The 23,526-nt window shown below is 73.7% G+C and carries 17 protein-coding genes and 2 pseudogenes; 3 read left to right on the top strand and 16 right to left on the bottom strand.

What is annotated here, in order from left to right:
- Positions 1-126: 126 nt before the first annotated feature.
- A complete protein-coding gene (locus ACIGXW_RS30685; RefSeq protein WP_399576151.1) occupies positions 127-1,749 on the top strand; it encodes an acyl-CoA synthetase in 1,623 nt (540 codons plus the stop codon).
- Between the two features lie 40 nt (positions 1,750-1,789).
- Here ACIGXW_RS30685 and ACIGXW_RS30680 read toward each other — a convergent pair.
- A pseudogene (locus ACIGXW_RS30680) lies at positions 1,790-1,909 on the bottom strand (alpha/beta fold hydrolase); the annotation flags it as partial.
- A 194-nt stretch (positions 1,910-2,103) separates the two neighbouring features.
- Between ACIGXW_RS30680 and paaK the strand changes: the two are divergent.
- Together paaK and ACIGXW_RS30670 are read left to right on the top strand one after the other, a co-directional pair.
- Positions 2,104-3,441 carry a phenylacetate--CoA ligase PaaK gene (gene paaK, locus ACIGXW_RS30675; protein WP_399576149.1) on the top strand — a complete coding sequence of 446 codons (1,338 nt, stop codon included), beginning with the start codon at positions 2,104-2,106 and terminating at the stop codon, positions 3,439-3,441.
- Positions 3,442-3,561: 120 nt separating this feature from the next.
- Entirely contained in the window at positions 3,562-5,991 is a 2,430-nt protein-coding gene (locus ACIGXW_RS30670) for a penicillin acylase family protein (RefSeq protein ID WP_399576148.1), read from the top strand.
- A gap of 101 nt (positions 5,992-6,092) precedes the next feature.
- Here ACIGXW_RS30670 and ACIGXW_RS30665 read toward each other — a convergent pair whose 3' ends face one another.
- The 15 genes and pseudogenes from ACIGXW_RS30665 to ACIGXW_RS30595 form a co-directional block, all read right to left on the bottom strand.
- The gene (locus ACIGXW_RS30665) at positions 6,093-6,674 is read right to left on the bottom strand and encodes a hypothetical protein (protein WP_071966876.1); all 582 of its coding nucleotides are present in this window, start codon (positions 6,672-6,674) and stop codon (positions 6,093-6,095) included.
- 130 nt (positions 6,675-6,804) lie between these two features.
- On the bottom strand, positions 6,805-8,355 hold the full coding sequence (locus tag ACIGXW_RS30660; protein ID WP_399576147.1) for an acyl-CoA synthetase: 1,551 nt from the start codon (positions 8,353-8,355) through the stop codon (positions 6,805-6,807).
- Positions 8,356-8,444: 89 nt separating this feature from the next.
- Positions 8,445-9,539: pseudogene (locus ACIGXW_RS30655) on the bottom strand (NAD(P)H-dependent flavin oxidoreductase); the annotation flags it as partial.
- A gap of 65 nt (positions 9,540-9,604) precedes the next feature.
- On the bottom strand, positions 9,605-11,893 hold the full coding sequence (locus tag ACIGXW_RS30650) for a tetratricopeptide repeat protein (protein WP_399576146.1): 2,289 nt from the start codon (positions 11,891-11,893) through the stop codon (positions 9,605-9,607).
- A 112-nt stretch (positions 11,894-12,005) separates the two neighbouring features.
- Positions 12,006-13,193 (bottom strand): acyl-CoA dehydrogenase family protein, encoded by a 1,188-nt coding sequence (locus tag ACIGXW_RS30645; protein WP_399576145.1) that lies wholly within the window; start codon positions 13,191-13,193, stop codon positions 12,006-12,008.
- Between the two features lie 163 nt (positions 13,194-13,356).
- Positions 13,357-14,193 (bottom strand): phosphatase PAP2 family protein, encoded by an 837-nt coding sequence (locus tag ACIGXW_RS30640; RefSeq protein ID WP_399576144.1) that lies wholly within the window; start codon positions 14,191-14,193, stop codon positions 13,357-13,359.
- A gap of 203 nt (positions 14,194-14,396) precedes the next feature.
- The gene (locus tag ACIGXW_RS30635) at positions 14,397-15,383 is read right to left on the bottom strand and encodes a CapA family protein (RefSeq protein ID WP_399576142.1); all 987 of its coding nucleotides are present in this window, start codon (positions 15,381-15,383) and stop codon (positions 14,397-14,399) included.
- Positions 15,384-15,473: 90 nt separating this feature from the next.
- Entirely contained in the window at positions 15,474-16,028 is a 555-nt protein-coding gene (locus ACIGXW_RS30630; RefSeq protein ID WP_399576140.1) for a hypothetical protein, read from the bottom strand.
- Positions 16,029-16,398: 370 nt separating this feature from the next.
- A complete protein-coding gene (locus tag ACIGXW_RS30625) occupies positions 16,399-17,121 on the bottom strand; it encodes a GntR family transcriptional regulator (protein ID WP_071966884.1) in 723 nt (240 codons plus the stop codon).
- Positions 17,122-17,167: 46 nt separating this feature from the next.
- Complete coding sequence (locus ACIGXW_RS30620; RefSeq protein ID WP_399576138.1) at positions 17,168-18,550, bottom strand: aldehyde dehydrogenase family protein; 1,383 nt, start codon at positions 18,548-18,550, stop codon at positions 17,168-17,170.
- A complete protein-coding gene (locus tag ACIGXW_RS30615) occupies positions 18,547-19,551 on the bottom strand; it encodes a proline racemase family protein (RefSeq protein ID WP_399576136.1) in 1,005 nt (334 codons plus the stop codon). The genes ACIGXW_RS30620 and ACIGXW_RS30615 overlap by 4 nt, the downstream gene beginning before the upstream one ends.
- Before the next feature lie 64 nt (positions 19,552-19,615).
- Positions 19,616-20,524, bottom strand: a complete 909-nt coding sequence (locus ACIGXW_RS30610; protein ID WP_071966886.1) for a dihydrodipicolinate synthase family protein — start codon at positions 20,522-20,524, stop codon at positions 19,616-19,618.
- Positions 20,525-20,579: 55 nt separating this feature from the next.
- The gene (locus tag ACIGXW_RS30605) at positions 20,580-22,025 is read right to left on the bottom strand and encodes an NAD(P)/FAD-dependent oxidoreductase (protein WP_399576134.1); all 1,446 of its coding nucleotides are present in this window, start codon (positions 22,023-22,025) and stop codon (positions 20,580-20,582) included.
- Entirely contained in the window at positions 22,006-22,320 is a 315-nt protein-coding gene (locus ACIGXW_RS30600) for a (2Fe-2S)-binding protein (RefSeq protein ID WP_071966888.1), read from the bottom strand. The genes ACIGXW_RS30605 and ACIGXW_RS30600 overlap by 20 nt, the downstream gene beginning before the upstream one ends.
- A 42-nt stretch (positions 22,321-22,362) precedes the next feature.
- Positions 22,363-23,511, bottom strand: coding sequence for an NAD(P)/FAD-dependent oxidoreductase (locus tag ACIGXW_RS30595; RefSeq protein WP_399576132.1), 1,149 nt, complete (start codon positions 23,509-23,511; stop codon positions 22,363-22,365).
- Positions 23,512-23,526 lie beyond the last annotated feature (15 nt).

The following is a 23,526-nucleotide window of genomic DNA, read 5'->3' as shown; positions in this document are numbered from 1 at the left end:
TCCCGTCGTGAGACCCCCAACAGCGTGCAGGAGGCGGGGGTGCGGTTCAATAGCTTTCTGACAACCCGTCAGATTTCTTGGGTCCGGGCCTTCCCCCCTCCGCGCGGCGGCGCTGTAATGACCGCCGTGGACTACAACCTCGCGGATCTCTTCGAGTCGGTCGTCGACGCGGTGCCCGCCCGGGAGGCCCTGGTCCACCGCGACCTCCCGGGCGGCGGCACCGAGCGCAGGCTGACGTACGCGCGGCTGGACGCCGCCGCCAACCGGCTGGCCCACCACTTCCTCGACAGCGGCATCGGCCCGGGCGAGCACGTGGGCCTCCACCTCTACAACGGCGTCGAGTACCTCCAGGCGCTCTTCGCCTGCCTGAAGGTCCGGGCCGTGCCGGTCAACGTCAACTACCGCTACGTCGAGGACGAACTCGCCTACCTCTACCGCGACGCCGACCTGGCGGCGCTCGTCTACGACGCCGGCTTCACGGACCGCGTGAGCGCCGCACTGCCCCGGGCGGGGCGGCTGCGCCACCTCGTGCGGGTGGGAACCCCGCCGCCGGGTGCCGCGACGCCGCGCGTGGCCCCCGTCCCCCTCGAGGAGGCCGAGGCGGCGGGCTCCGCCGTGCGCGACTTCGCCCCGCGCTCCGGCGACGACCGGTTCCTGATCTACACGGGCGGCACCACCGGCATGCCCAAGGGGGTGGTGTGGCGGCAGGAGGACCTCTTCTTCTCGGGGCTGGGCGGCGGGGCGCCGACCGGCAGACCCGTCGAGCGGCCCGAGGAGCTGGCCGAGCGGGTCGCGGCGGGCGGCGAGGGACTGGTCTTCTTCCCCACCGCGCCGCTGATGCACGGCACGTCCACGCTCACCGCCCTCATCGCCTTCGGCTTCGGGCAGAAGGTCGTCCTGCACAGCAAGTTCGCGCCCGAGGAGGTCCTGCGGACCGTGGCGCGCGAGCGGGTCAGCAGCCTCTCGCTGGTCGGGGACGCGATGCTGCGCCCGCTGGTGGACGCCCTGGCCGGACCGCTGCGGGACACCGACTGCTCCTCGCTGCTCAGCGTCAGCAGTTCGGGCGCCGTCCTGTCGGAGACCGTGCGCGCGCAGTTCGCCGCGCTGCTGCCGAAGGTGCGGCTGCTGAACAACTTCGGCTCCTCGGAGTCGGGCTTCAACGGCACCGCCACCGAGGACTCCGGGCCGGAGCGCGGCTTCCGGCTGCGCGTCAACGACCGTACGGCGGTCGTCGACCCCCTCACCCACCGCCCGGTCCCGCCCGGCGGGACGGGACGGATCGCCCAGCGCGGCCATGTGCCGCTCGGCTATTACAACGATCCGCGCAAGAGCGCCGAGACGTTCTTCCTGCTGGGGGGCGAGCGCTGGGTGCTGCTCGGCGACCTGGCGACGGCCGGCGAGGACGGCGTGATCACCGTCCTGGGCAGGGGCTCGCAGTGCATCAACACCGGCGGCGAGAAGGTGTTCCCCGAGGAGGTCGAGCAGGCGCTGAAGGCGCATCCGGCGGTGTACGACGCGCTCGTGGCGGGCGTCCCGGACTCCCGCTGGGGCCAGCGCGTCGCGGCGGTCGTCCAGCCCCGCGAGGGCGCGGCCCCGCCCACCCTGGACGTTCTGCAGGCCCACTGCCGGGCCCGCCTCGCGGGCTACAAGGTGCCGCGCACGGTGGTCCTCACCGACCGCATCCAGCGCTCCCCCAGTGGCAAGGCGGACTACCGCTGGGCGCGCGCGGTGGCGGCAGGCGGCGGTTGACGGGGCGCTGCCGCCTGCTCCGGCACGACGAGCGGCTCGCCTAGGCCGTCGCCGCGAGGAATTCCTCCACGGCCGCCCGGAATTCCCGCGGGCGGGCCGCGTGGACGAGGTGGCCCGCGCCCTCGACCGTCACGAGGCGGCAGTCGGGAATCCGCTCGGCCGAGGCGGCGATCAGGAACCGTCCGCAGGACCCCAGGTCCGGTACGTCAACCGCACTCCGTCAACCCGCACCTCTTCGAGATCACCCATGAGGGGAAGGCCGGCGAGCCGGTACCTCTTGACGCCCGCCATCGAGGGCGAAAATACTTGATCCGGCGAATCTACCGAACGATCGGTCGGGGAGCGGGGCGACTCATGACGGGCACTCAGAACCACGGGGACCACCGGGACGGGCTGGACGCGGCGGAGCGGATGTCGCGGGAGGAGCTGACCGCGCTGCAGCTGACCCGGCTGCGCGCCACGCTGCGGCACGCCTACGACAACGTCCCCTTCTACCGCCGCTCGTTCGACGCCGCCGGACTGCGCCCCGAGGACTGCAGCGCCCTTGCCGACCTCGCCCGCTTCCCCTTCACCACGAAGGCCGATCTGCGCGAGCAGTACCCCTTCGGCATGTTCGCCGTGGACCGCTCGCGGGTGCGGCGCCTGCACGCCTCCAGCGGCACCACCGGCACGCCGACCGTCGTCGGCTACACCGAGCGCGACCTGGACCTGTGGGCCGGCGTCGTCGCCCGCTCACTGCGCGCGGCCGGCTGCCGCCCCGGCGACACGGTCCATGTGGCGTACGGATACGGGCTGTTCACCGGCGGGCTGGGCGCGCACTACGGCGCCGAGCGGCTGGGCTGCACGGTGATCCCCGCGTCCGGCGGAATGACCGAGCGGCAGGTGCGGATCATCCAGGACCTCCGCCCCCGGGTCATCATGGTCACGCCCACGTACATGCTGACGCTGCTCGACGAGTTCGAGCGGCAGGGCATCGACCCGCGCGGCACCTCCCTCAAGGTGGGCGTCTTCGGCGCCGAGCCCTGGACCGAGGCGATGCGCCGGGAGATCGAGGAGCGCTGCGCCATCGACGCCGTCGACATATACGGCCTGTCGGAGGTGATCGGCCCCGGCGTGGCGCAGGAGTGCGTGGAGACCAAGGACGGGCCGCACATCTGGGAGGACCACTTCTTCCCCGAGATCGTCGACCCGGTCACCGGGCAGGCCCTGCCCGACGGCGCGCACGGCGAGCTGGTCCTGACCTCGCTCACCAAGGAGGCCATGCCGGTGATCCGGTACCGCACCCGCGACCTGACGCGACTGCTGCCGGGCACGGCCCGCGCCTTCCGCCGGATGGAGCGGATCACCGGCCGGGCCGACGACATGCTCATCGTGCGGGGCGTCAACCTCTTCCCGTCCCAGATCGAGGAGATCGTGCTGCACGTTCCGGGCCTCGCCCCGCACTTCCAGCTGCGGCTGACGCGTGAGGGACGGATGGACCGGCTCACCGTGCGCGCCGAGGCGCGCCAGGAGGCGACGGCCGCACAACGCGAGGCGGCGGCGCAGGAGACGGCCCGGCGGGTGAAGGAGGGCATCGGGGTCTCGGTGACCGTCGAGGTCGTGGACCCGCAGACCCTCGAGCGGTCCATGGGCAAGCTCAGGCGCGTCGTGGACGAACGGCCCCGCGAGGCGGCGGCCCGGCGATCCAGATAAGCGGTAGACCCGATTCCGGGGGCGGCCCCGAACAGGCGGACGGATACTGAGACCCTCTTGGCGCACCTGCGTCACACAGTCAACCGTTTGCTCCCTTTTATCACTTGATGGGGGACCACGTTGCACCTACGTCACCGCTTACGCGCGCTGACGGTCGGCGGCCTCGCGCTGCTGACCGGCGCCACCGCCCTGCCCGCCGCGGCCACCGCCGCACCGGAGCGCGGGCACCGCCCGTCCGGGGGCGGCCTCTCCGCCGTCATCCGCTACACCGAGTACGGAATCCCGCACATCGTCGGCAAGGACTACGCGAACCTCGGGTTCGGCCAGGGCTGGGCCCAGGCCGCCGACCAGGTCTGCGTGCTCGCCGACGGCTTCGTCACCCTGCGCGGGGAGCGCTCGCGCACCTTCGGCGCCGACCGCAAGCCCGACGGGTCCCTGTCCGAGGCCGGCGACAACCTCTCCAGCGACCTCTTCTTCCGTGGCATCAACGACGCGAGGACGGTGGAGAAGCTCCTCGAGCAGCCGGCCCCCGCCGGGCCGAGCAAGCAGTCCAAGGAGCTGATGCGCGGCTGGGCCGCGGGCTACAACGCCTGGCTGCGCCAGAACCGGATCAACGACCCCGCCTGCAAGGGCGCCGGCTGGGTGCGCCCCGTCACCGCCCTGGACGTGGCCCGGCGCGGCTACGCCATCACCGTGCTGGGCGGCCAGGGCATGGCGGCCGACGGCATCACCGGGGCCCGCCCGACCACCGGGGCCGGGCCGAGGACGGGCGCGAAGGACCTCGCGGCCGCCGCCCGCAAGGTCTTCGACCGCCAGAACGCCGACATGGGGTCCAACGCGGTCGCCTTCGCCGGCTCCACCACCGCCGACGGCCGCGGCCTGCTGCTCGGCAACCCGCACTACCCGTGGGCCGGCGGCCGCCGCTTCTGGCAGTCGCAGCTGACCGTTCCCGGCGAGCTGAACGTGGCGGGCGGCTCGCTGCTCGGCCTCCCGATGATCTCCATCGGTCACAACGCCGACATCGCCTGGAGCCACACCGTCTCCACCGGCGTGCCCCTGAGCCTCTACGAACTCAAGACCGCGCCCTCGGACCCGTACTCCTATCTGGTGGACGGCAGACCGGAGAAGATGACCAAGCGCACGGTCACCGTCCCGGTGCGGGGCAAGGACGGCCGCCTATCGGACGTCACCCGCACGCAGTGGCACACCCGCTACGGCCCGGTCCTCACCTCGCTGACCGCCGAGCTGCCGCTGCCCTGGACCGCCGCGTCGGTGTTCGTCCTGGTCGACCCCAACGCCGCCAACCTGCGCTTCGGTGAGTCCTCGCTGGGGCTGAGCAAGGCCCGCAGCGTCCAGGACGTCCGGGACGCGCTGCGCCGCACCCAGGGGCTGCCCTGGGTCAACACCATCGCCGCCGACTCCAAGGGGCACAGCCTCTACACCCAGTCGCAGGTCCTGCCGCGCGTCACCGACGAGCTGGCCGCGCGCTGCTCCACGCCGCTGGGCCGGCAGACCCTGCCGGCCGGCGGCCTGGCCGTCCTGGACGGCTCGCGCGGCGCATGCGCGCTGGGCAGGGACGCCGACGCCGCGCAGCCCGGCATCTTCGGCCCGTCCGCCATGCCGACGCTGGTCGACGCCCCGTACGCCGAGAACTCCAACGAAAGCCCCTGGCTGGCCAACGCGGACCGGCCCCTCACCGGCTACCCGCGGATCTTCGGGGACATCGCCACCCAGCGCGGCCTGCGCACCCGGGGCTCCATAGAGGACGTCGCCGCCATGGCCGAGCGCGGCAAGCTGACAGTGGACGATCTGCAGAAGCTGCAGTTCTCCAACCGGGCTCCGGCCGGCGACCTCGCCGCCGAGGACGCCGCCAAGGCCTGCGCCGCGCTGCCGTCAGGCACCGCCCGGGGCAGCGACGGCAAGCCCGTCGACGTCTCGGCCGCGTGCGGGGTGCTGGCCGCCTGGGACCGCACGGTCGGCACCGGCAGCAAGGGGGCGCTGCTCTTCGACCGGTTCTGGCGCAGGCTCGTCGACGACGAGGCCATACCGGTCGGCCAGCTGTGGCGCGTGCCCTTCTCCGCCGCGTCACCGGTGAAGACCCCGAACACCCTCAACACCGGCCACCCGGGCTTCGCCCGCGCGCTGGCGGACACCGTCCGCGAGCTGCGGTCGGCGGACATCGCCCTCGACGCACCGCTGGGCAAGCACCAGTTCGTCACGCGGAACGGCAAGCGGATAGCGATACCGGGCGGCACGAACGCGCTCGGCATCTGGAACATCATCGAGGCGCGCGGCTGGAACGCCGCCCGCGGCGGCTACTCGGACGTGGGCGTGGGCTCCAGCTACATCCAGGCCGTCGGCTTCGACGGCAGCGGCTGCCCCGTGGCCCGTACGCTGCTGACCTACTCGCAGTCCTCCAACTCCGCGTCGCCGCACTACAGCGACCAGACCGAGCTGTTCTCGGCCGGGCGCATGGTGCGGGGCCGGTTCTGCGAGAAGGACATCATGGCGTCGCCCAAGCTGAAGGTGGTGCGGGTCGGCGAGCGCTGAGCGCTGACCCCGCACGCGTGGGGGCGCACCGCGCGAGCCGCGCGGTGCGCCCTTCGCCGTGCCCTTAGGGACCAGTCGTCCATGGGCCGGACGTCCTTGGGTCAGACGTCTATCTGGATGGCCTCCATGCGGCGGGACTGGCCGGTGGTGCCGACGGTGACGGAGGCGCCGCGCACGGCGTTCTGCCAGCCGAGGTCCTGCACATGGGCGCGGGCCCACACGGAGCCGGAGGAGACGCGGATGTTGAGGGCCTCCAGGCGGCGGGACTCGCCGGTGGTGCCCACGACGACGTTCTGGAAGTCGTTGGCGCAGCGTGTGCCCTGCCAGCCGATGTCGGCGAGGTGGGCGTTGAGGCAGACCCAGCCCACGTTGCCCACGGCGACCTCGATGGCCTCGATGCGCCGCGACTGACCGGTGGTCCCCGCGACGCTGCCGTCGCAGACGGCGGGCAGCCAGCCCTGCTCGGCCACGTGGACGCGGTAACACACGATCCGTCCGGCGGCCGCGCCGCGCTCGGCCAGTTGGTCTCGGACCGCGTCGGCCGCCGTGTCGACGGCGCCGGTTCTGGTGGTCCGCTCCGAGGGCGTCTGCGCCTGTGCGGTGGCGGTTCCGGTGAGGCCGAGCACGGCGGCCGCGGACAGTGCCAGCAGTGCCTTGCCGCTTGTGGTGACGAAGCCGTTCACAGCAGTCTCCTCCTGTTGATGGGCTGATCGCCGTCCTGTTTAGCGAGCGGGGGCGGCCGGCACATCCCTTAGGCGGGCATCGGCCGGGAACCGCCGTGGAGGGGCGGGATCCGCAGGGGTCGGGAATCCGTCACACCGCGCGGTTCCGGCCGTTCCAGTACGGCTCGCGCAGGTGCCGCTTGTAGAGCTTGCCGTTGGGGTCGCGCGGCATGGAGGCGATGAACTCCACCGATTTGGGGCGCTTGTAGCCGGCCAGGTGGTGGGCACAGTGGGCGAGCAGCGCGGCGGCGAGCTCCTCGCCCGGCCGGTGGCCGTCGGCCGCTTCGACGACGGCCTTGACCTCCTCGCCCCAGTCGTCGTGCGGGATGCCGAAGACGGCGGCGTCGGCGACGGCGGGGTGGGCCAGGAGCACGGATTCGATCTCGGCGGGGTAGATGTTGACGCCGCCGGAGATGATCAGGTCGATCTTGCGGTCGCGCAGGAAGAGGTAGCCGTCCTCGTCGAGATGGCCGAGGTCGCCGACGGTGAAGAAGTCGCCGATCCGGTTCTCCTCGGTCTTGGCGGCGTCCTTGTGGTAGGCGAAGCGGCCGGTGGTCATCCGCATGTAGACCGTGCCGAGTTCGCCGGGCGGCACGGGTTTGCCGTCGTCGTCGAGGACGGCGAGTTCGCTGATGGGCCAGGCCCGGCCGACCGTGCCGGGCCTGCGCAGCCACTCCTTCGCCGTGGCGAACGCGCCGCCGCCTTCGCTGGCCGCGTAGTACTCCTCGACGCAGGGCCCCCACCAGTCGATCATGGCTCGTTTCACATGCTCCGGACAGGGCGCGGCGCCGTGGACGGCGTGCCGCAGGGAGGAGACGTCGTAGGAGGCCCGTACGTCCTCCGGGAGCGCCAGCAGGCGCTGGAACTGGGTGGGGACCATGTGGGTGTGCGTGCACCGGTGGGTGTCGATCAGGCGCAGCATCTCCTGGGGCGTCCACTTGTCCATCAGCACCAGCCGGTGCCCGATGTGCAGGGACGCGGCCGCGAACTGCAGGACGGCGGTGTGGTAGAGCGGCGAAGAGACCAGGTGGACGTTGCCGTCGAAGGGCGCGATGCCGAAGATGCCCAGGAAGCCGCCGAGATGGCTCTCCTCGGGCGGCCTGCCGGTCAGGGGGCGGCGGATGCCGCGGGGGCGTCCGGTGGTGCCGGAGGTGTAGTTCATGACCCAGCCGAGGGTGCGGCCGGCGGGCGGGGTGCCGGGATGGCCGTCCAGGAGCGCGGCGTACGGGCGGAAGCCGGCGATGTCCCCGACGGCGTGACGCCCTGCGGCGGGCAGGCCGGCCTCGTCCGCGGCGGCGGTCGCGGCGGCGGCCCAGCGCTCGTGGGCGATGAGCACCTTGGCGCCGGAGTCGGCGACGATCCAGGCGATCTCGGACGCCAGGAGGTGGTGGTTGACGGGGACGAGGTAGAAGCCGGCCTGGGTGGCGGCGAGATGGGCGGTGAGGAACTCGGGGCCGTTGGGGAGGACCGTGGCGAAGGCGTCGCCCTCGCGGAGGCCGGCGGTGCGCAGGGCGTGGACGAGGCGGTTGGCGGCCTCGTGGAGGCGGCCGGCGGTCCAGGCTTCGCCCTGGGGGGTGATCAGCACTCTGCGGTTCGGGGCGGCGGCGGCTTGGGCCCAGAAGCCGTTTCGGGTCTCCGTCATGACGCGTCGTTCCCCTCAGGTGTGTGGGGCGGGTGCGGGCCGTGTCCGGTTGTGCCCACCTGTTCCGCCTTGCGGAACGACTGTCCACAACCTGACATGCGGTCCAGCCTTGCCACCGCTCTTTCGAAGCCTCGGGTGAGGTCGTCCACTACCGACTGGACGCCGCGCACCGTGTCCATACGGCCGACGATCTGGCCGACCGGGGTGCCGAGGAGGGGGACCGCCTCGTACTTCTGGATGCGGGTGAGGGCCTCGGCGACGAGCAGTCCCTGCAGGGGCATGGGCAGGGTGCCGGGGCCGGCCGGGTCATCCCAGGCGTCGGTCCACGCGGTGCGCAGCTGGCGGGCGGGCTTGCCGGTCAGGGCCCGGGAGCGGACGGTGTCCCCGGAACCGGCGGCGAGGAGCTTGGCGGTCAGGACGCGGGAGGCCAGGCCGGCCTCCTCCGTGGTGAGCCAGAGCGAGCCGAGCCAGACGCCCTGTGCGCCGAGCGCGAGGCCGGCGGCGATCTGTTCGCCGCTGCCGATGCCCCCGGCGGCCAGTACGGGCAGCGGGTCGACGGCCCGGACGACCTCGGGGGTGAGCACCATGGTGGCGATCTCCCCGGTGTGGCCGCCCGCTTCGTAGCCCTGGGCGACGACGATGTCGACGCCCGCGGCGGCGTGCCGGGCGGCGTGCCGGGCGCTGCCGGCGAGTGCGGCGACGAGGGTGCCGTGGCCGTGGGCGCGGTCGATGACGTCGGCGGGCGGCGGGCCGAGGGCGTTGGCGAGGAGGCTGATGGGGTAGTCGAAGGCGATGTCGAGCTGGCCGCGGGCGACCTCCTCCATCCATCCGGTGATCCGCCACCGGGAGGCCTCGCCCTCGGCGAGGTGCGGCACGCCGTAGCGGGCGAGGGTCTCCTCGACGAAGCGGCGGTGCCCGGCCGGGATCATCGCCTCGACGTCGCTCTCGCTCACCCCCTCGACCTTTTTCGCGGGCATGACCACGTCGAGCCCGTACGGTCTGCCGTCGGTGTGCGCCTGCATCCAGTCGAGGTCGCGCGCCAGGTCTCCGGGGGCGCGGTAGCGCACCGCGCCCAGGACGCCGAGTCCGCCGGCGCGGGTGATGGCGGCGGCGACCGCCGGGAACGGGGTGAAGCCGAAGAGGGCGTGCTCGATTCCCATCCGCCTGCTCAGCTCGGTCCGCATGGGCGGCAGGATGCCGCAGCGGGGCGGGCGAGGGAACCCGGGAGGAGCATTTTTCTGACACTACGTCAGATCAGTGGTTGGTGGCCGCGCGTGGAGCGGGTCCTGCGCAACGCCGCCACCTGCCGGTAGAGCTCGACGGCCTCGGCGGAGCGGCCAAGCTGCTCCAGGCAGTGGGCCTCGTCCTGACGGCTGGCCAGGGCGTCGGGGTGGGCCGCGCCCAGCACCCGCTGGCGGGCCTGGGCGACGTCGCGGTAGACGGCGAGGGCGTCGGTCCAGCGGCCGAGCCAGCCGAGTCCGACCGCCACCTCACGACGGCTGACGAGGGTGTCGGGGTGGTCGGCGCCCAGCACCCGGGCGCGGATGGCGCAGACGTCGCGCGCCTCGGCCAGGGCCTCCTCCCAGCGGCCGAGCCGGCCGAGGTTGACGCCCAGGCCGTGCCGGGCGCGCAGGGTGTCGGGGTGGGCCGGGCCCTGGGCGCGCGTGCGGTCCTCCACCAGCTCGCGGTAGAGCTCCAGGGCCTGCGCGCTGCGGCCGAGCCGGCCCAGGCAGATGCCGGCCTCGTAGCGGGCGGCGAGCGTGTCGGGGTCGTCGGGGCCGAGCACCCGCGCCCGGGCGGTGGCCACTTCCTCGTACGTGCGCAGCGCCTCCGTCCAGCGGCCGAGCTGGCCCAGGGCGTAGCCGACCTCGTAGCGGGTGACGAGCGTGTCGGGGTGCTCGGGGCCCAGGACGCGGGCGCGGGCGGCGGCGACGTCGCGCGCCATGGTGTACGAGTCTTCCAGGCGGCCCAGTCTGCTGAGGTTGAAGGCCAGGTTGTGGCGGCAGCGCAGGGTGTCGGGGTGGTCGGTGCCCATGACGCGCTCGCGGGCGCCGAGGACCGTCGTGTAGACCTGATGGGCCTCGAAGTGCCGGCCGAGCTGGCCGAGCACGTACGCCGTCTCCTGGCGGGCCGCGAGGGTGTCGGGGTGCTCGGGGCCCAGCACCCGCTCGCGTCCGGCGGCGGTCCGCGCGAACTCCCGCAGCGCTTCGCGCGGCCGGCCCAGCCGGCTGAGGGCGAAGCCGACCTCGTAGCGGCTGGCGAGGGTGTCGGGGTGGTCCGGGCCGAGGAGCCGTTCGCGCTCGGCGGCGACGGCCCGCTGCACCTCGCCCGCCTCCACCCAGCGGTCGAGCCGGGCCAGGCGCAGGCCCTCGCTGTGCCGTCCGGCGAGCCGGGCGAGCAGCTCGGGGGGCGGGCGCTCGGCGCCGGCGGTGCGGGGCCCGGTCCCGTGCGCCCCGGTGCCGGCCGGGAGCGTGCGGTCCTCCTCCCACGGGCCGGTCCACGCGCCGGTGAGGGCGGCGGCGGGGTCGGGGGGCGGAGTGAGGGGGCCGGTGCCGGCGGCCTTGGAGCCGGTGGTCATGTTCCGGGCCCAGCCGGGCAGCCGGGGCGGTTCGGGCAGCCGCGCCGACGCCCGTACGGGCCGGGGGCGCCCCTCGGGCAGGGTGCGGCGCGGGGGCGCGCCCGCCCGGTACGGGGGCAGGGCGGCGACGCGCCGGACGAGGTCGCCGGCGTCCTCGGGCCGGTCCTCGGGGTCCTTGGCCAGCAGGTCGAGGACGATGCGCCCGAAGGCCGCGGGGAGCTCGGGGCGCAGCTCGCACGGCGGCCGCGGCGGGGTGTCGCGGTGGCCGACGAGCACGGCCCACGCGTCGTCCATGTCGAAGGGCGGGGCGCCGGTCGCGAGCTCGTACAGCACACAGCCCAGCGAGTACAGGTCGCTGCGGTGGTCGACGTTGCCGGCGCCGATCTGCTCGGGCGACATGTAGTGCGGGGTGCCCATGGCGATGCCGGTGCCGGTCAGGCGGGTGGAGAACCCGATGTCGTGGGCCAGGCGCGCGATGCCGAAGTCGCATATCTTCACCGTGCCGTCGGTGAGGCGGACGATGTTGGCGGGCTTGAGGTCGCGGTGCACGATGCCCTGCCGGTGGGTGTAGGCGAGGGCGGCGCCGACCTGCTCGGCGATCTCGATGACCTCGGGCACGGGCAGCGGGTGCTGCTTGTTGTCCTCCAGGAGCTGGCTGAGGTTGCGGCCTTCGAGCAGCTCCATCACGAGGTAGAGCACGCCCTCCGACTCGCCGAAGTCGTGGACGACCGTGATGCCGCGGTGCTGCAGGGAGGCCGCGACGCGCGCCTCTCGCCGGAACCGTTCGCGCAGCACCCGAAGGTAGGACTGTTCGTGCTGGCGTCCCATGGGTTTGAGGCACTTGACGGCCACCTGGCGGCCCAGCGATTCGTCGCGGGCGCGCCAGACCTCGCCCATTCCGCCCCGCCCGATCAGGTCGAGCAGCTGGTACCGGCCCTGGATCAGCCTGGTGTCCGCCATGCTGTGCCGCCGCCCCCGTCGATTCGCTTCGCCTCCCCCGGCCTCTCAAGTATGGCGGCCACCGTGTGCGGCTTGTAGGCCGACGGACGGCTGACCGGGGCCTGATCGGGCGTCAGCGGCGCACCCGGGGCATCCCCAGGCCGATCCAGGAGATGATCTCCCGCTGGATCTCGTTGTTGCCGCCGCCGAAGGTGAAGATGACGGCGCTGCGGTAGCCGCGCTCCAGCTCGCCGTGGAGGACCGCGCCCGCGGACCCCTCTTTCAGGGGACCCGCGGCGCCGAGGACCTCCATCAGCCAGGCGTAGGCGTCCCGGCGCGCCTCGGACCCGTAGACCTTGACGGCCGAGGCGTCCTGCGGGGTGAGGGCGCCGTGCTGGAGGGCGTCGACCATGCGCCAGTTGAGCAGCTTCATGGCGTCCAGGCGTACGTGCGTACGGGCGAGCCGGCCGCGCACCCAGCCGAGGTCGATGACGCGGCGGCCGTCGGAGAGCTTGGTGGCCGCGGCCCAGTCGCGTACGTCGCGCAGGGCCCTGATGGCGGTGGCGCCGTGGGCGGCGAGGGTGACGCGCTCGTGGTTGAGCTGGGTGGTGATCAGGCGCCAGCCCCGGTTCTCCTCGCCGACCCGGCGGGTGACGGGCACGCGGATGTCGTCGTAGTGGCTGGCGGTGGTGTCGTGCGAGGCCAGGGTGTTGATCAGGGTGCAGGAGTAGCCGGGATCGCTGGTGGGGACGAGGAGGATGCTGATGCCCTTGTGGGGCGGTACGCCCTCCTCCACCGGGGCCGTGCGGACCGCGAGCCAGACCCAGTCGGCGGTGTCGCCGTTGGTGGTCCAGATCTTCTGCCCATTGACGACGTAATCGTCGCCGTCGCGCACCGCCCGGGTGGTCAGGGAGGCCAGGTCGGTGCCGGCGCCGGGTTCGCTGTAGCCGATGGCGAAGTCCAGCTCGCCGGAGAGGATGCGGGGCAGGAAGTAGGCCTTCTGCTCCTCGGTGCCGAACTGCATGAGTGTGGGCCCGACCGTGTTGAGCGCCATCAGCGGCAGCGGCACGCCGGCCTGCGCGGCCTCGTCGAAGAAGATGAACTGCTCCATGGGCGTCATCCCGCGGCCGCCGTACTCCACCGGCCAGCCCACGCCCAGCCGGCGGTCGGCGCCGAGCCGGCGGATGGTGCGCCGGTAGAAGCGCTTGCGCTCGGCCGGGTCGGCGTGCCGGGTGTACGCGTCGTCGGGCACCAGGTCCGCGAAGTAGGCGCGCAGTTCGGCCCGTAACCGCTGCTGCTCCGGGGTGTACTGCAGATCCACGGCCCCTCCATGTGGTCGCCGGCGGTCCCTGGGGTACGGGCGCACACGGTAGAACGTGTTGCAGTAATGCGGAAGGCCGTGCGGGGTACGACAATGGCGGACCCCCGTCGGGGATCCGCCATGATCGTGCGCTCTCGCGCGGGGGGGGTGATGCCGCGCGGCGTCAGCGTCCCGCGTGCTTGCGGTGCCGGCCGCCGGAGGCCGGGCGCCCGTGGCCCTGCCCGGCGGCCGGGTACTGGCCGTACTGGTCGTGGTGACCGTACTGGCCGTACTGGTCGCCATACTCGCCGCCGCGCTCCGCCGCCGCGAGCGCGGCCCGCTCCTCGGCCAGGCCGAAGCGGCCCAGCAGGCCGCCCAGCACCGGCAGGCGCTCCAGGTTCGGCAGCAGCCAGGCGTGCCACACGCCGGTGATGAAGAAGATCGCGGAGCCGGCGATCAGCACCGAGCCGAAGGTGTCGGTCGGGTAGTGGGCGCCGACGTACATCCGGGAGAAGGCGACCAGCAGCACCGCGAGGACGCCGCAGACGACGACCGTGCGGCGGTGCCGGGACTCGCGGAAGAGGAAGAACACGGCGACGGCGACCGCGACCGTGAAGGCGGTGTGACCGCTCGGGAAGCTGTTGGAGCCGATCTCGGGGTCGAGCATGAACTCACGCGGCGGCCGGGGACGGGCCACGATGGCCTTCGCGAGCTGCGTGCTGTTCCAGCCGACCGCGACCACGAGGAAGACGGCCGAGGCGGTGATGGGCCGGCGCCGCACGAACAGCAGGTACCCGCACCAGATCGCGAGGATCACCACTCCGGCGACCGGCGAGGCACAGTAGCTGATCAGCTCCATCGTGGTGTTCAGCCAGCCGGTGCGCGTGTTGGTCTGGATCGTCCGGTCCAGATCCAGGTCGTGCGGCTGGATCACCTTCGTGTGCGCGGCGACCAGCCCGAGCGCGATCGCGCTCGCGAACAGCAGAAGGGAGTTGCGCAGCCAATGGCGCACGTAGGGCATGGGTGGGGCGTCCTTCGGATCGGTATGGCGGTACCGGGGCGGCAGCGCGAAGACGTACGGTCGGGGTGACGGGTACATGCCGTGCAGATGACGTCGGCGCGGCTGTACAGCAAAAACTACCGCGCCGGGCCGTGGACCACGGTCCCGCCCGTGGCCGCCGGGCGGGCACCGGAGCGCTCGGTGACGGTGTGTGGTGGTGATCGCTACGCCCAGTCGACGACCAGCCGCTCTCCGCTGACGCTCACCTCCGTGCCGAACTCCGCGCAGGCCCGTGCGTACCGGTCGTGGATCCACCGCCACTGCTCGCCGCGCGCCGCGGTGGTGTGGCAGTAGTCCAGGTACAGGGGCACCGCCTCGAGCCGGACCGGCCGGTACGACGCCGGGTCGGGGCCGTCCAGGGTGAGGAGGAAGAGCAGGCCCAGGTCGTTGCGGAGGCCGGGGTCGACCGCGTAGTCGTCGATGAAGTCGCCCATGTCGTGGACAACGCGGCCGGCCACCCCGTGGAAGACGTGGGCGGAGTGCCCGGCGATCACCGTCGCCCCGGCCTCCAGCAGCGCCGCGGCCGCGCGCCGTACGTGGCGGGGCGGCCCGGAGGTCATGTTGGGCCCCCAGTGCGGGGTGACCAGGACGACGTCGGCCTCCCCGGCGGCGCGGGCCACGAGGTCGGCGAGCCAGCCCGGCACGCCGTGCCCGAGATCGGCGTAGGCCACCCCCGGGCTGTCCCCGCCGGCCGCGAAGCCCTCCGGGTGGTCGGTGACGCCGATCACGGCCAGGCGCACCCCGCCCGCTTCCAGCACGGCGAACGCCCGGGCCGCGGCCGCGTCCGGGCCCGCGCCCACCGCCCGCACGCCGGCCCGGGTCAGCAGGTCACGGGTGTCCACCAGGGCGTCGTAGCCGTAGTCCAGGGCGTGATTGTTGGCGAGCGTGACGCAGTCCACGCCCAGCTCGGCCAGGACGTCGGCGGTGGCCGGCGGGGCCCTGAAGAAGAACGGCTTGCCCGGCTCGGGCCAGGGCTCGCCGCGGCCGGAGACGCAGCACTCCAGGTTGGCCACGAACAGATCGGCCCCGGCGACGATCGCGCGCAGCTCCTCGCTCAGCAGCGTGGCGGGCTCCGGCGCCTGTGCGAGCCGCTCGCCGACGCCGCGTCCCAGCATGGTGTCGCCGGCCATCGCCACCGTGATCGGCGCCATCCGCTCCGCCTTCCGTCGGTCCGACGCCCTCACCGCCAGTATGCGACGCACGGCCCGGGGAGAAGCGAAGAGGCGGTGCCTCGCGAGAGGTCAGCTCGTCAGCGCGGAGCCGGTCAGCTTCCAGGTGATGGGGCCCTTGTTGTCGCCCTCGATGTCGTAGACGATCGTGGCGTCCCCGGACCACTTGTACGCGGGGTCGAAGGTGGCGGAGGGGGAGGCGCACTCCAGGCCCACGCTGTTGCCGTAGTCGCCGTTGACCTCGTTGGTGACGTCACAGGTCTTGGTGGTGACGACGGAGTCGGCGCCCGAGGCGCCGGAGCGGCGCTCCAGGCGGCTGGTCACCTTGAACGAGGTGTACCGCTTGCTCCGGTCCTGGATGACGTCCTCCTCGATCTGCCAGTACAGCCGGACCATGGACTTGATCGAGGCACCGCTGCGCCGGCTGCACACGTGGGCGCTGTGGATCATGGTGGGCTTGAGGCCGGGCAGGTCGATCCACTGGGACTGCAGCGGGGTGGAGTCCGGGCACATGTGCTGCACGGGGTCGGCGGCGGTCGCCGAGGACGCGGCGGCGGCGTTGATGCCGCCGAACACCGAAGCGGCCGTGGCGACGGCCAGGAACCGGGCGGCGGAACGCTTGATCATTCGGTGTTTCTCCCCGTGGTCTTTCTCCGGCCGACCTCCCCCATGGAGTCGGCCCTGCTCAAGGAGGGGACGGTGTGGTGGGCGTCTCCCTTCCGGGGGTGAGCCTCGCATGTCACCATGCGGCACTAAAAGATCATTCGAGCAGATTCGAATCGTGCTCGCCCAAGTGGAATAACGATGCTGCACATCTCTTTGGACGCCGACGCGCCGGCGGTGTCCCGCTGATCCTGCGGACCGGCGACGGCCCCGTCACGTCCGCGGCGGGCCGGTCACCCGGCTCCGCACGGGCCGGCACGTGTACTACCAGCGCACCGCGAAGGCGGACCGGCTCCTCGGGCGCGCCGCCCCGGAGCCCGCCCGGGCGTGAACGTCAGCGGCCGGCGCCGGGCTTCCGCGCCGCCCTGCCGCCGTCGGGGCCGTCCTCGCTGACGCCCTTCGCCCACAGGGAGCGCACGTGGCCGAGGTGGCGGGCCATGCACTTCTCGGCCCCCTCGGCGTCGCCCGCCAGCATCAGGTCGAGGAGTTCGAGGTGCTCCTCGGCCGAGGGGATCAGCTCGCCGCGCTCGTCCAGGGCGTTCAGGCCGTACAGGCGCGAGCGCTTGCGCAGGTCGCTGACGGTCTCGACGAGGCGTTCGTTGCCGGAGAGCGCCAGCAGGGTGAGGTGGAAGCGCCGGTCGGCCTCGAGGTAGCCGATGAGGTCGTGCTCGCGCGCGGCGCGCACGATCTCCTCGGCGACGGGCCGCAGCGCCTCGAGCTCCTCGCGGGCCGCGGTCCGGGTGATCCGGCCCGTCATGGGGACCTCGATCAGGGTGCGGATCTCGGTGTACTGGTCCAGGTCGCGCTCGTTGACCTCGGTCACCCTGAAGCCCTTGTTGCGGACCGGCTCGACCAGGCCCTCGCGGGCCAGGTCGAGCATCGCCTCGCGCACGGGCGTCGCGGAGATGCCGAAGTCCTCCGCGAGACCCGGCGCCGAATAGACCTCGCCGGGGCGCAGTTCACCGGAGATCAGCGCGGCCCGCAGGGCGTGGGCGACCTGGTCGCGCAGCCGCACCGTGGCGGTGATGAGGGGGGTGCGCTGCTGGAGGTGCCCCATGGTGTCCCTTTCGTGCCCCGATGGACTGGACCACCAGCGTACAATGTCACATTGTGTGAGCGGGAGTCAGGGTGTACGTCCGGCTCGAGGTGTAGAACTCCAGGGCGGCGCGGCCCTGTTCGCGCGGCCCGTGGCCGGAGGCCTTGGTCCCGCCGAAGGGCAGATGGAAGTCGACGCCCGCGGACGGCGCGTTGACGCGGACCATACCGGTGTCGAGGCGGTCGAGGCCGTGCAGGACCGCGTCGAGGCCGGCGGTGTGGACCGAGGTGACCAGCCCGTACGGCACGGAGTTGGTGATCCGTACGGCGTCGGCGAGGTCGTCCGCGGGCAGCAGGACCGCGACGGGCCCGAAGACCTCCTCCCGCAGCAGGTGGTGGCCTTCCGGGAGCTTTTCGACCACGGTGGGGGCCGCGTACCACCCGGGGCCGTCGGGGGCGGTACCGGCGGCGAGCGGGGGCAGCCCTTCGAGGGCCGCGGCGAACCGGTCGCGGGCCCGCTCGCCGATGAGCGGCCCGCACACCGTCGCCGGGTCGGCGGGGTCGCCCACGGCGAGCGTGCGCAGCTCCTCGGCGAGGGCCTCGCGCAGCGGGCCGAGGGCGGCGCCGACGGCGATGACGCGGCTGGTGGCGGTGCACTTCTGCCCCGCGTACCCGGCGATCGCGGAGGCGATGTGGCCGGCGGCGCGTGCGATGTCGGTGTCGGGCAGGACGATCGCCGCGTTGAGCCCGCCCATCTCGGCCTGGACCGGGACGCCCCGGGCGGTGGCGGTCCGGACGACCGCGGTGCCGACGGTGGTGGAGCCGGTGAAGGAGAGGGCGTCGGCGGTGGCGAGGAGGGCCTCGCCCTCCTCCGGGCCGCCGGTGACCAGGGTGAACGCCCCTTCGGGCAGGGCCTGCCCGATGATCTCGGCCAGCCGTCGGGCGCACGCGGTGGCTTCCGGCGCGGGTTTGAGGACGACCGTGTTGCCGGCCGCCAGGGCCGGTGCGGCCTTCCAGCTGGGGATGGCGAACGGGAAGTTCCAGGGGGTGATCAGGCCCGCGACGCCGTGCGGGCGGCGGCGGGTCAGCAGCAGCCCGGGGCCGGCGGCGCTCTCGTGGACGGCGCCGGTGGGCTCGTAGGGCGCCTGGGCGTAGTAGCGCCAGACGGCGGCGGTGCGGGCCACCTCGGCGCGGGCCTCGGCGAGCGGTTTGCCGACCTCGCGCACGGCGAGGTCGGCCAGCTCCGCGGCCGCGGCCTCGACGGCGGCGGCGATCGCGGAGAGCGCCGCGGAGCGGGCGGCCGCGCCGCCGCCGAGCCAGCCCGGCTGGGCGGCGCGGGCCCGCTCGACGGCGGCGGCGACGGCGACGGCGCCGACCGGGGCGACCTCGGTGAGGATGTCGGCCGGATCGGCCGGGTTGCGCGAGAGGAACGGTGTCGGGGCGGCGCTCACAGCAGGAAGCCTCCGGGGAAGGGGTCGTCCGGGTCGAGGAAGTACTGGGCCGTGCCGGTGATCCAGGCGCGTCCGGTGATGGTGGGCACGACCGCCGGCACCCCGCCGACCCGCGTCTCCCCCATCAGGCGGCCGGTGAACTCGGTGCCGATGAAGGATTCGTTGACGAAGTCGCGGTCGAGGGGGAGCGCGCCCCGGGCGTGCAGCTGTGCCATGCGGGCGGAGGTGCCGGTGCCGCAGGGCGAGCGGTCGAACCAGCCGGGGTGGATGGCCATGGCGTGCCGGGAGCGGTGGGCGTCGGAGCCGGGAGCGGCGAGGTAGACGTGCTTGAGGCCGCTGATCTCGGGGCGTTCGGGGTGGACGGGCCGGTCCGGCGAGGCGTTGACGGCGTCCATGACGGCGAGCCCGGCCGCGAGGAGGTCGTCCTTGCGGTCCCGCGCGAAGGGCAGCCCCAGCGCGTCGAGTTCGACGAAGGCGTAGAAGTTGCCGCCGAAGGCGAGGTCGTAGGTGACCGTGCCGAAGCCGGGCACCTCCACCTTGCGGTCCAGGCCTACGCAGAAGGCGGGCACATTGGTGAAGGTGACGGCCTTCGCCGCGCCGTCCTCGACCCGGACGTCGGCCGTGACCAGGCCGGCGGGGGTGTCCAGCCGCACGGTGGTGACGGGTTCGGTGACCGGCACCATGCCGGTCTCGACGAGCACGGTGGCGACGCCGATGGTGCCGTGGCCGCACATCGGCAGCAGTCCGGACACCTCGATGTAGAGCACGCCGTAGTCGGCGTCGGGGCGGGTGGGCGGCTGGAGGATCGCGCCGCTCATGGAGGAGTGGCCGCGTGGTTCGTACATCAGGAGCGTACGGAGGTGGTCGAGGTGCTCGATGAAGTGGAGCCGGCGCTCGGCCATGGTGGCGCCGGGTATCACCCCCACGCCACCGGTGATGACGCGGGTGGGCATGCCCTCGGTGTGGGAGTCGACGGCATGGAAGACGTGACGAGTGCGCACGGACGTCCTTTCGGCGGTCGGGCGGCCGGGCGGCCCCGGAGGTACGGACGGGGCCGGCGGCGGGTCAGCGGTGGCCGTCGGCGACGGCCTTCTCGGTGGCGGCGCGCACCGCGGCCTCGATCTCGCCGGTGAGCGGGTGGCGCGGCGGCCGGGTCGGGCCGCCGGGGCGGCCGGCGATGTCCATCGAGACCTTGATGGCCTGCACGAACTCGGTCTTGGAGTCCCAGCGCAGCAGCGGGTGCAGCGAGGTGTACAGGGGCAGCGCCTTCTCCAGGTCCTTCGCGGCGGCGGCGTGGTAGAGCCGGGAGCAGGCGTCGGGGAAGGCGTTGGGGTATCCGGCGATCCAGCCGACGGCGCCGGCGAGCACGAGTTCGAGGAGGACGTCGTCGGCGCCGACGAGCAGGTCGAGTTCCGGGGCGAGTTCGGCCAGTTCGTAGGCGCGCCGGACGTCGCCGCTGAACTCCTTGACGGCGACGATGCTGCCGTCGTGGTAGAGCCGGGCCAGGAGGCCGGGGGTCAGGTCGACCTTGGTGTCGATGGGGTTGTTGTACGCCACGACCGGGACTCCGGCGCCGGCGACCTCCGCGTAGTGGGCGCGTACGGCGTGCTCGTCGGCGCGGTAGGAGTTGGGGGGCAGCAGCAGGACGGAGCCGCAGCCCGCCTCGGCGGCCTGCTCGGCCCAGCGGCGGGACTCGCCGCTGCCGTAGGCGGCGACGCCGGGCATCACGCGGGCACCGTCGCCGGCCGCCTCGACGGCGGTGCGCACGACGCGGGCGCGCTCCTCGTCGGTGAGGGTCTGGTACTCGCCGAGGGAGCCGTTGGGCACGACGCCGTCGCAGCCGTTGTCGATGAGCCAGCGGACGTGCTCGGCGTAGGCGTCGTAGTCGACGGAGAGGTCCTCGCGCAAGGGGAGCGCGGTGGCGGTCATGATGCCGCGCCAGGGGTGGTCGGTGTTCCAGGAGGTGACGGTCATGCCGGTAGCCCTTCTGCGTTGTCCGATGTGCTGTCTGATGTGCTGTCTGATGTGTTCATTCGCCCTGGTCGGCCAGGGCGGAGAGCGGTACGGGCACGGCGAGGGGACGGCGCTCGGCGGACGGCGCCACGGCGCCCTCTCCCGGCCGCTCCCCCGCCCCGGAGGCGAGGCACGCGACGGCCGTCGCGCACATCCGTCCCTGGCACCAGCCCATGCCGGCCCGGGTCAGGAGCTTGACGGTGCGGGCGTCGCGGGCCCCGAGGTCGGTGACGGCCTCGCGGACGCGGCCGGCGGTGACCTCTTCGCAGCGGCAGACGTCGGTGTCGTCGCGGAGCCAGTCGGTCCAGCCGGCCCCGGGGGCGTGGGCTGCGGCCATGGCGTCGGCGAAGGCGCGCATCCGGGCCCGGCGGCGGCGCAGGGCCCGCAGGTGCGGGCCGGCGGCGGGAGGGGTGCGGCCGCGCAGGCGGGCGGCCACGGCGAAGGCCGCCAGCTCGCCCTCGACGCGGGCGAGTTGCCAGCCGCCGATACCGCCGCTCTCGCCCGCGGCCCACAGGCCGGGGACCGTGGTCTCCTGCAGGTCGTCCAGGAGCAGGGCGTGCGTCCCGTCGGGTGTGCGCCGGGTCGCGCAGCCCAGGGCCGTGGCGAGCTCGGTCTGCGGGACCAGTCCGTGTCCCACGGCCAGGGCGTCGCAGGCGATGCGGCGGCCCGTGCCGGGTACCGGCCGCCACTGCCGGTCGAGGCGGGAGACGGTGACCGCCTCCACGCGGTCGGTGCCGTGGACTTCGGTGACCGCGCTGCGCGGGTGGGGCCGTACCCGGTGGCGCAGCAGCGCCGAGCCGTGGACGGCCGCCTCGAGGAGCTTGTGGGGGTTGGTGGCCAGGGCGCGGGGGTGGCGGGCGTATCCCAGGTAGCCGGACGCCTCGACGACGGCGGGGACGCGGGCGCCCGCGGCGGCGAGCGAGGCGGCGACGGCGAGCAGCAGCGGTCCGCTGCCCGCGACGACGATCCGGCTGCCGGGCAGGACGAGGCCGGACTTGAGCATGGCCTGGGCGCCGCCGGCGCCGACGACGCCGGGCAGGGTCCAGCCGGGGAAGGGGAGTTGGCGTTCGTGGGCGCCGGTGACGAACAGGACCGTGCGGGCCGGTATCCGTACGGGGCGTTCGCCGTCGCCGTCGGCGCCGGTGAGGGCGTGCACGCTCCACAGCCGTTCGTCCTCGCGGGCCAAGGTCCACACGTGGTGCCCCGCGAGGTGGGTGACGTCGCTGCTCTCCAGGCGGCGGCGCAGGGCGGTGAAGGCGGACCAGTCGTGGTGCAGGGCTTGCGGTCGTGCGGCTTTCATGGCCGGGTCGGGGTGCCGGAAGAACTGGCCCCCTGTCTGAGTGGAGGCGTCCAGGAGGGTGACGGTCAGGCCGAGCCGGGCGGCGGCGGTGGCACCGGCGAGGCCGGCGGGGCCCGCGCCGATCACGGCGAGGTCGTACGGCTCAGACGGCGAGCCCGGCATGACCGTGTCCTTCCTGGGTGGTGATCGCGTCGCCGGGCCGGGCGGGCACCAGGCAGGCTCTCCTGTTGGGCCGCGCGTTGACGGTGGCGAGGCAGTCGTAGCACTGTCCGATGCCGCAGAAGGCGCCGCGTGGGCGACCGCCGTCGCGGGTGGTGCGCCAGGCGAGGATGCCGGCGGCCCACAGGGCGGCGGCGATGGTCTGCCCGGGGCGGGCGGGGACCGTCCGGCCGTCGAAGGTGATCTCGAACGGCGGGCCGGGATCGGCCTGGACCAGGCCGGCGGGGGTACGGGCCACTGCGGGCCTCCTCTCGGGTGCGGAAGGGGGGTGGGAGCCGGCTCAGGCGGGGGGCGCGAAGCGGCCGGGGCGGAACGGCCTCAGGTCCAGGGGCGGTTCGCGGTGCGTCAGCAGGTGGGCGACGGCGAGCCCGGTGGCGGGGGCGAGCCCGATGCCGGCGCCTTCGTGGCCGCAGGCGTGGAGCAGTCCGGGCACGCGGGGGTCGGCTCCGATGGCGGGCAGGTGGTCGGGCAGATAGGGGCGGAACCCGGCGTACGTCCGCATCGCCCGCACCCCGGCCAGCACCGGGAACAGCGTCGTGGCCTGGTGGGCGAGGCGGCGGAGCACCTCCACCGACACCGTGCGGTCGAAGCCGACCCGTTCGCGGCTGGCGCCGATGAGGACGGGTCCGGCGGGGGTGCCCTCGACCACGGCCGAGGTCTGCAGGGCCGCGGAGCCGCTCGCCACGTCGGCGACGTAGTCCGCCGCGTAGACCTTGTGCCGCACCACGCGGGGCAGCGGTTCGGTGACGAGCACGAAGCCGCGGCGGGGCAGGACGGGCAGGTGGGCGCCGGCGAGGGCGGCGAGTTCGCCGCCCCAGGTGCCGGCCGCGTTCACCACGTACGGGGCGTGGAGGTCACCGGCGGGTGTCCGGACGCCGCGCACGTCGCCGTCCGCGCCGGTGAGGATCGCGGTGACCTCCTCGCCGGTGCGGACGCGCGCTCCCGAGGCGCGCAGCAGGTGGGCGGCGGCGAGGGCGGGCTGGACCTGGGCGTCCTGGGGGTAGTGGCAGCCGCCCGCGAGGTGGGGGGCCAGGTGGGGTTCCAGGTCGTGCAGGCGGTCCGCCGGTATCTCCTCCGCCGTGACGCCGGCCAGGGCCTGGGTCGCGGCGAACTTCCGCAGCGCCTCCATGCCCGCCTCGTCGGAGGCGACGACCAGGCCGCCCTTCGCCTCGTACTCGACGCTCGCGGGGAGCACGTCGGCCAGTTCCCGCCACAAGTATGCGGAGAGCAGGGCGAGTTCGAGTTCGGGGCCCGGTTCCTTGTCGGAGACCAGCAGGTTGCCCTCGCCGGCTCCCGTGGTCCCGCCGGCGACGGGGCCACGGTCGACGACGGTGACCGAGAGGCCGGAGCGGCTGGCGTAGTAGGCGCACGCGGCGCCGATCACCCCCGCTCCGACGACGATGACGTCCGAGGAGTTTCTCGTTGGCACGTCAGTAATATTTCA

It is taken from the genome of Streptomyces sp. NPDC053079 (genome assembly GCF_044546695.1).
Taxonomy (GTDB): Bacteria; Actinomycetota; Actinomycetes; order Streptomycetales; family Streptomycetaceae; genus Streptomyces.
This window is presented reverse-complemented; position numbering and strand designations above follow the sequence as displayed.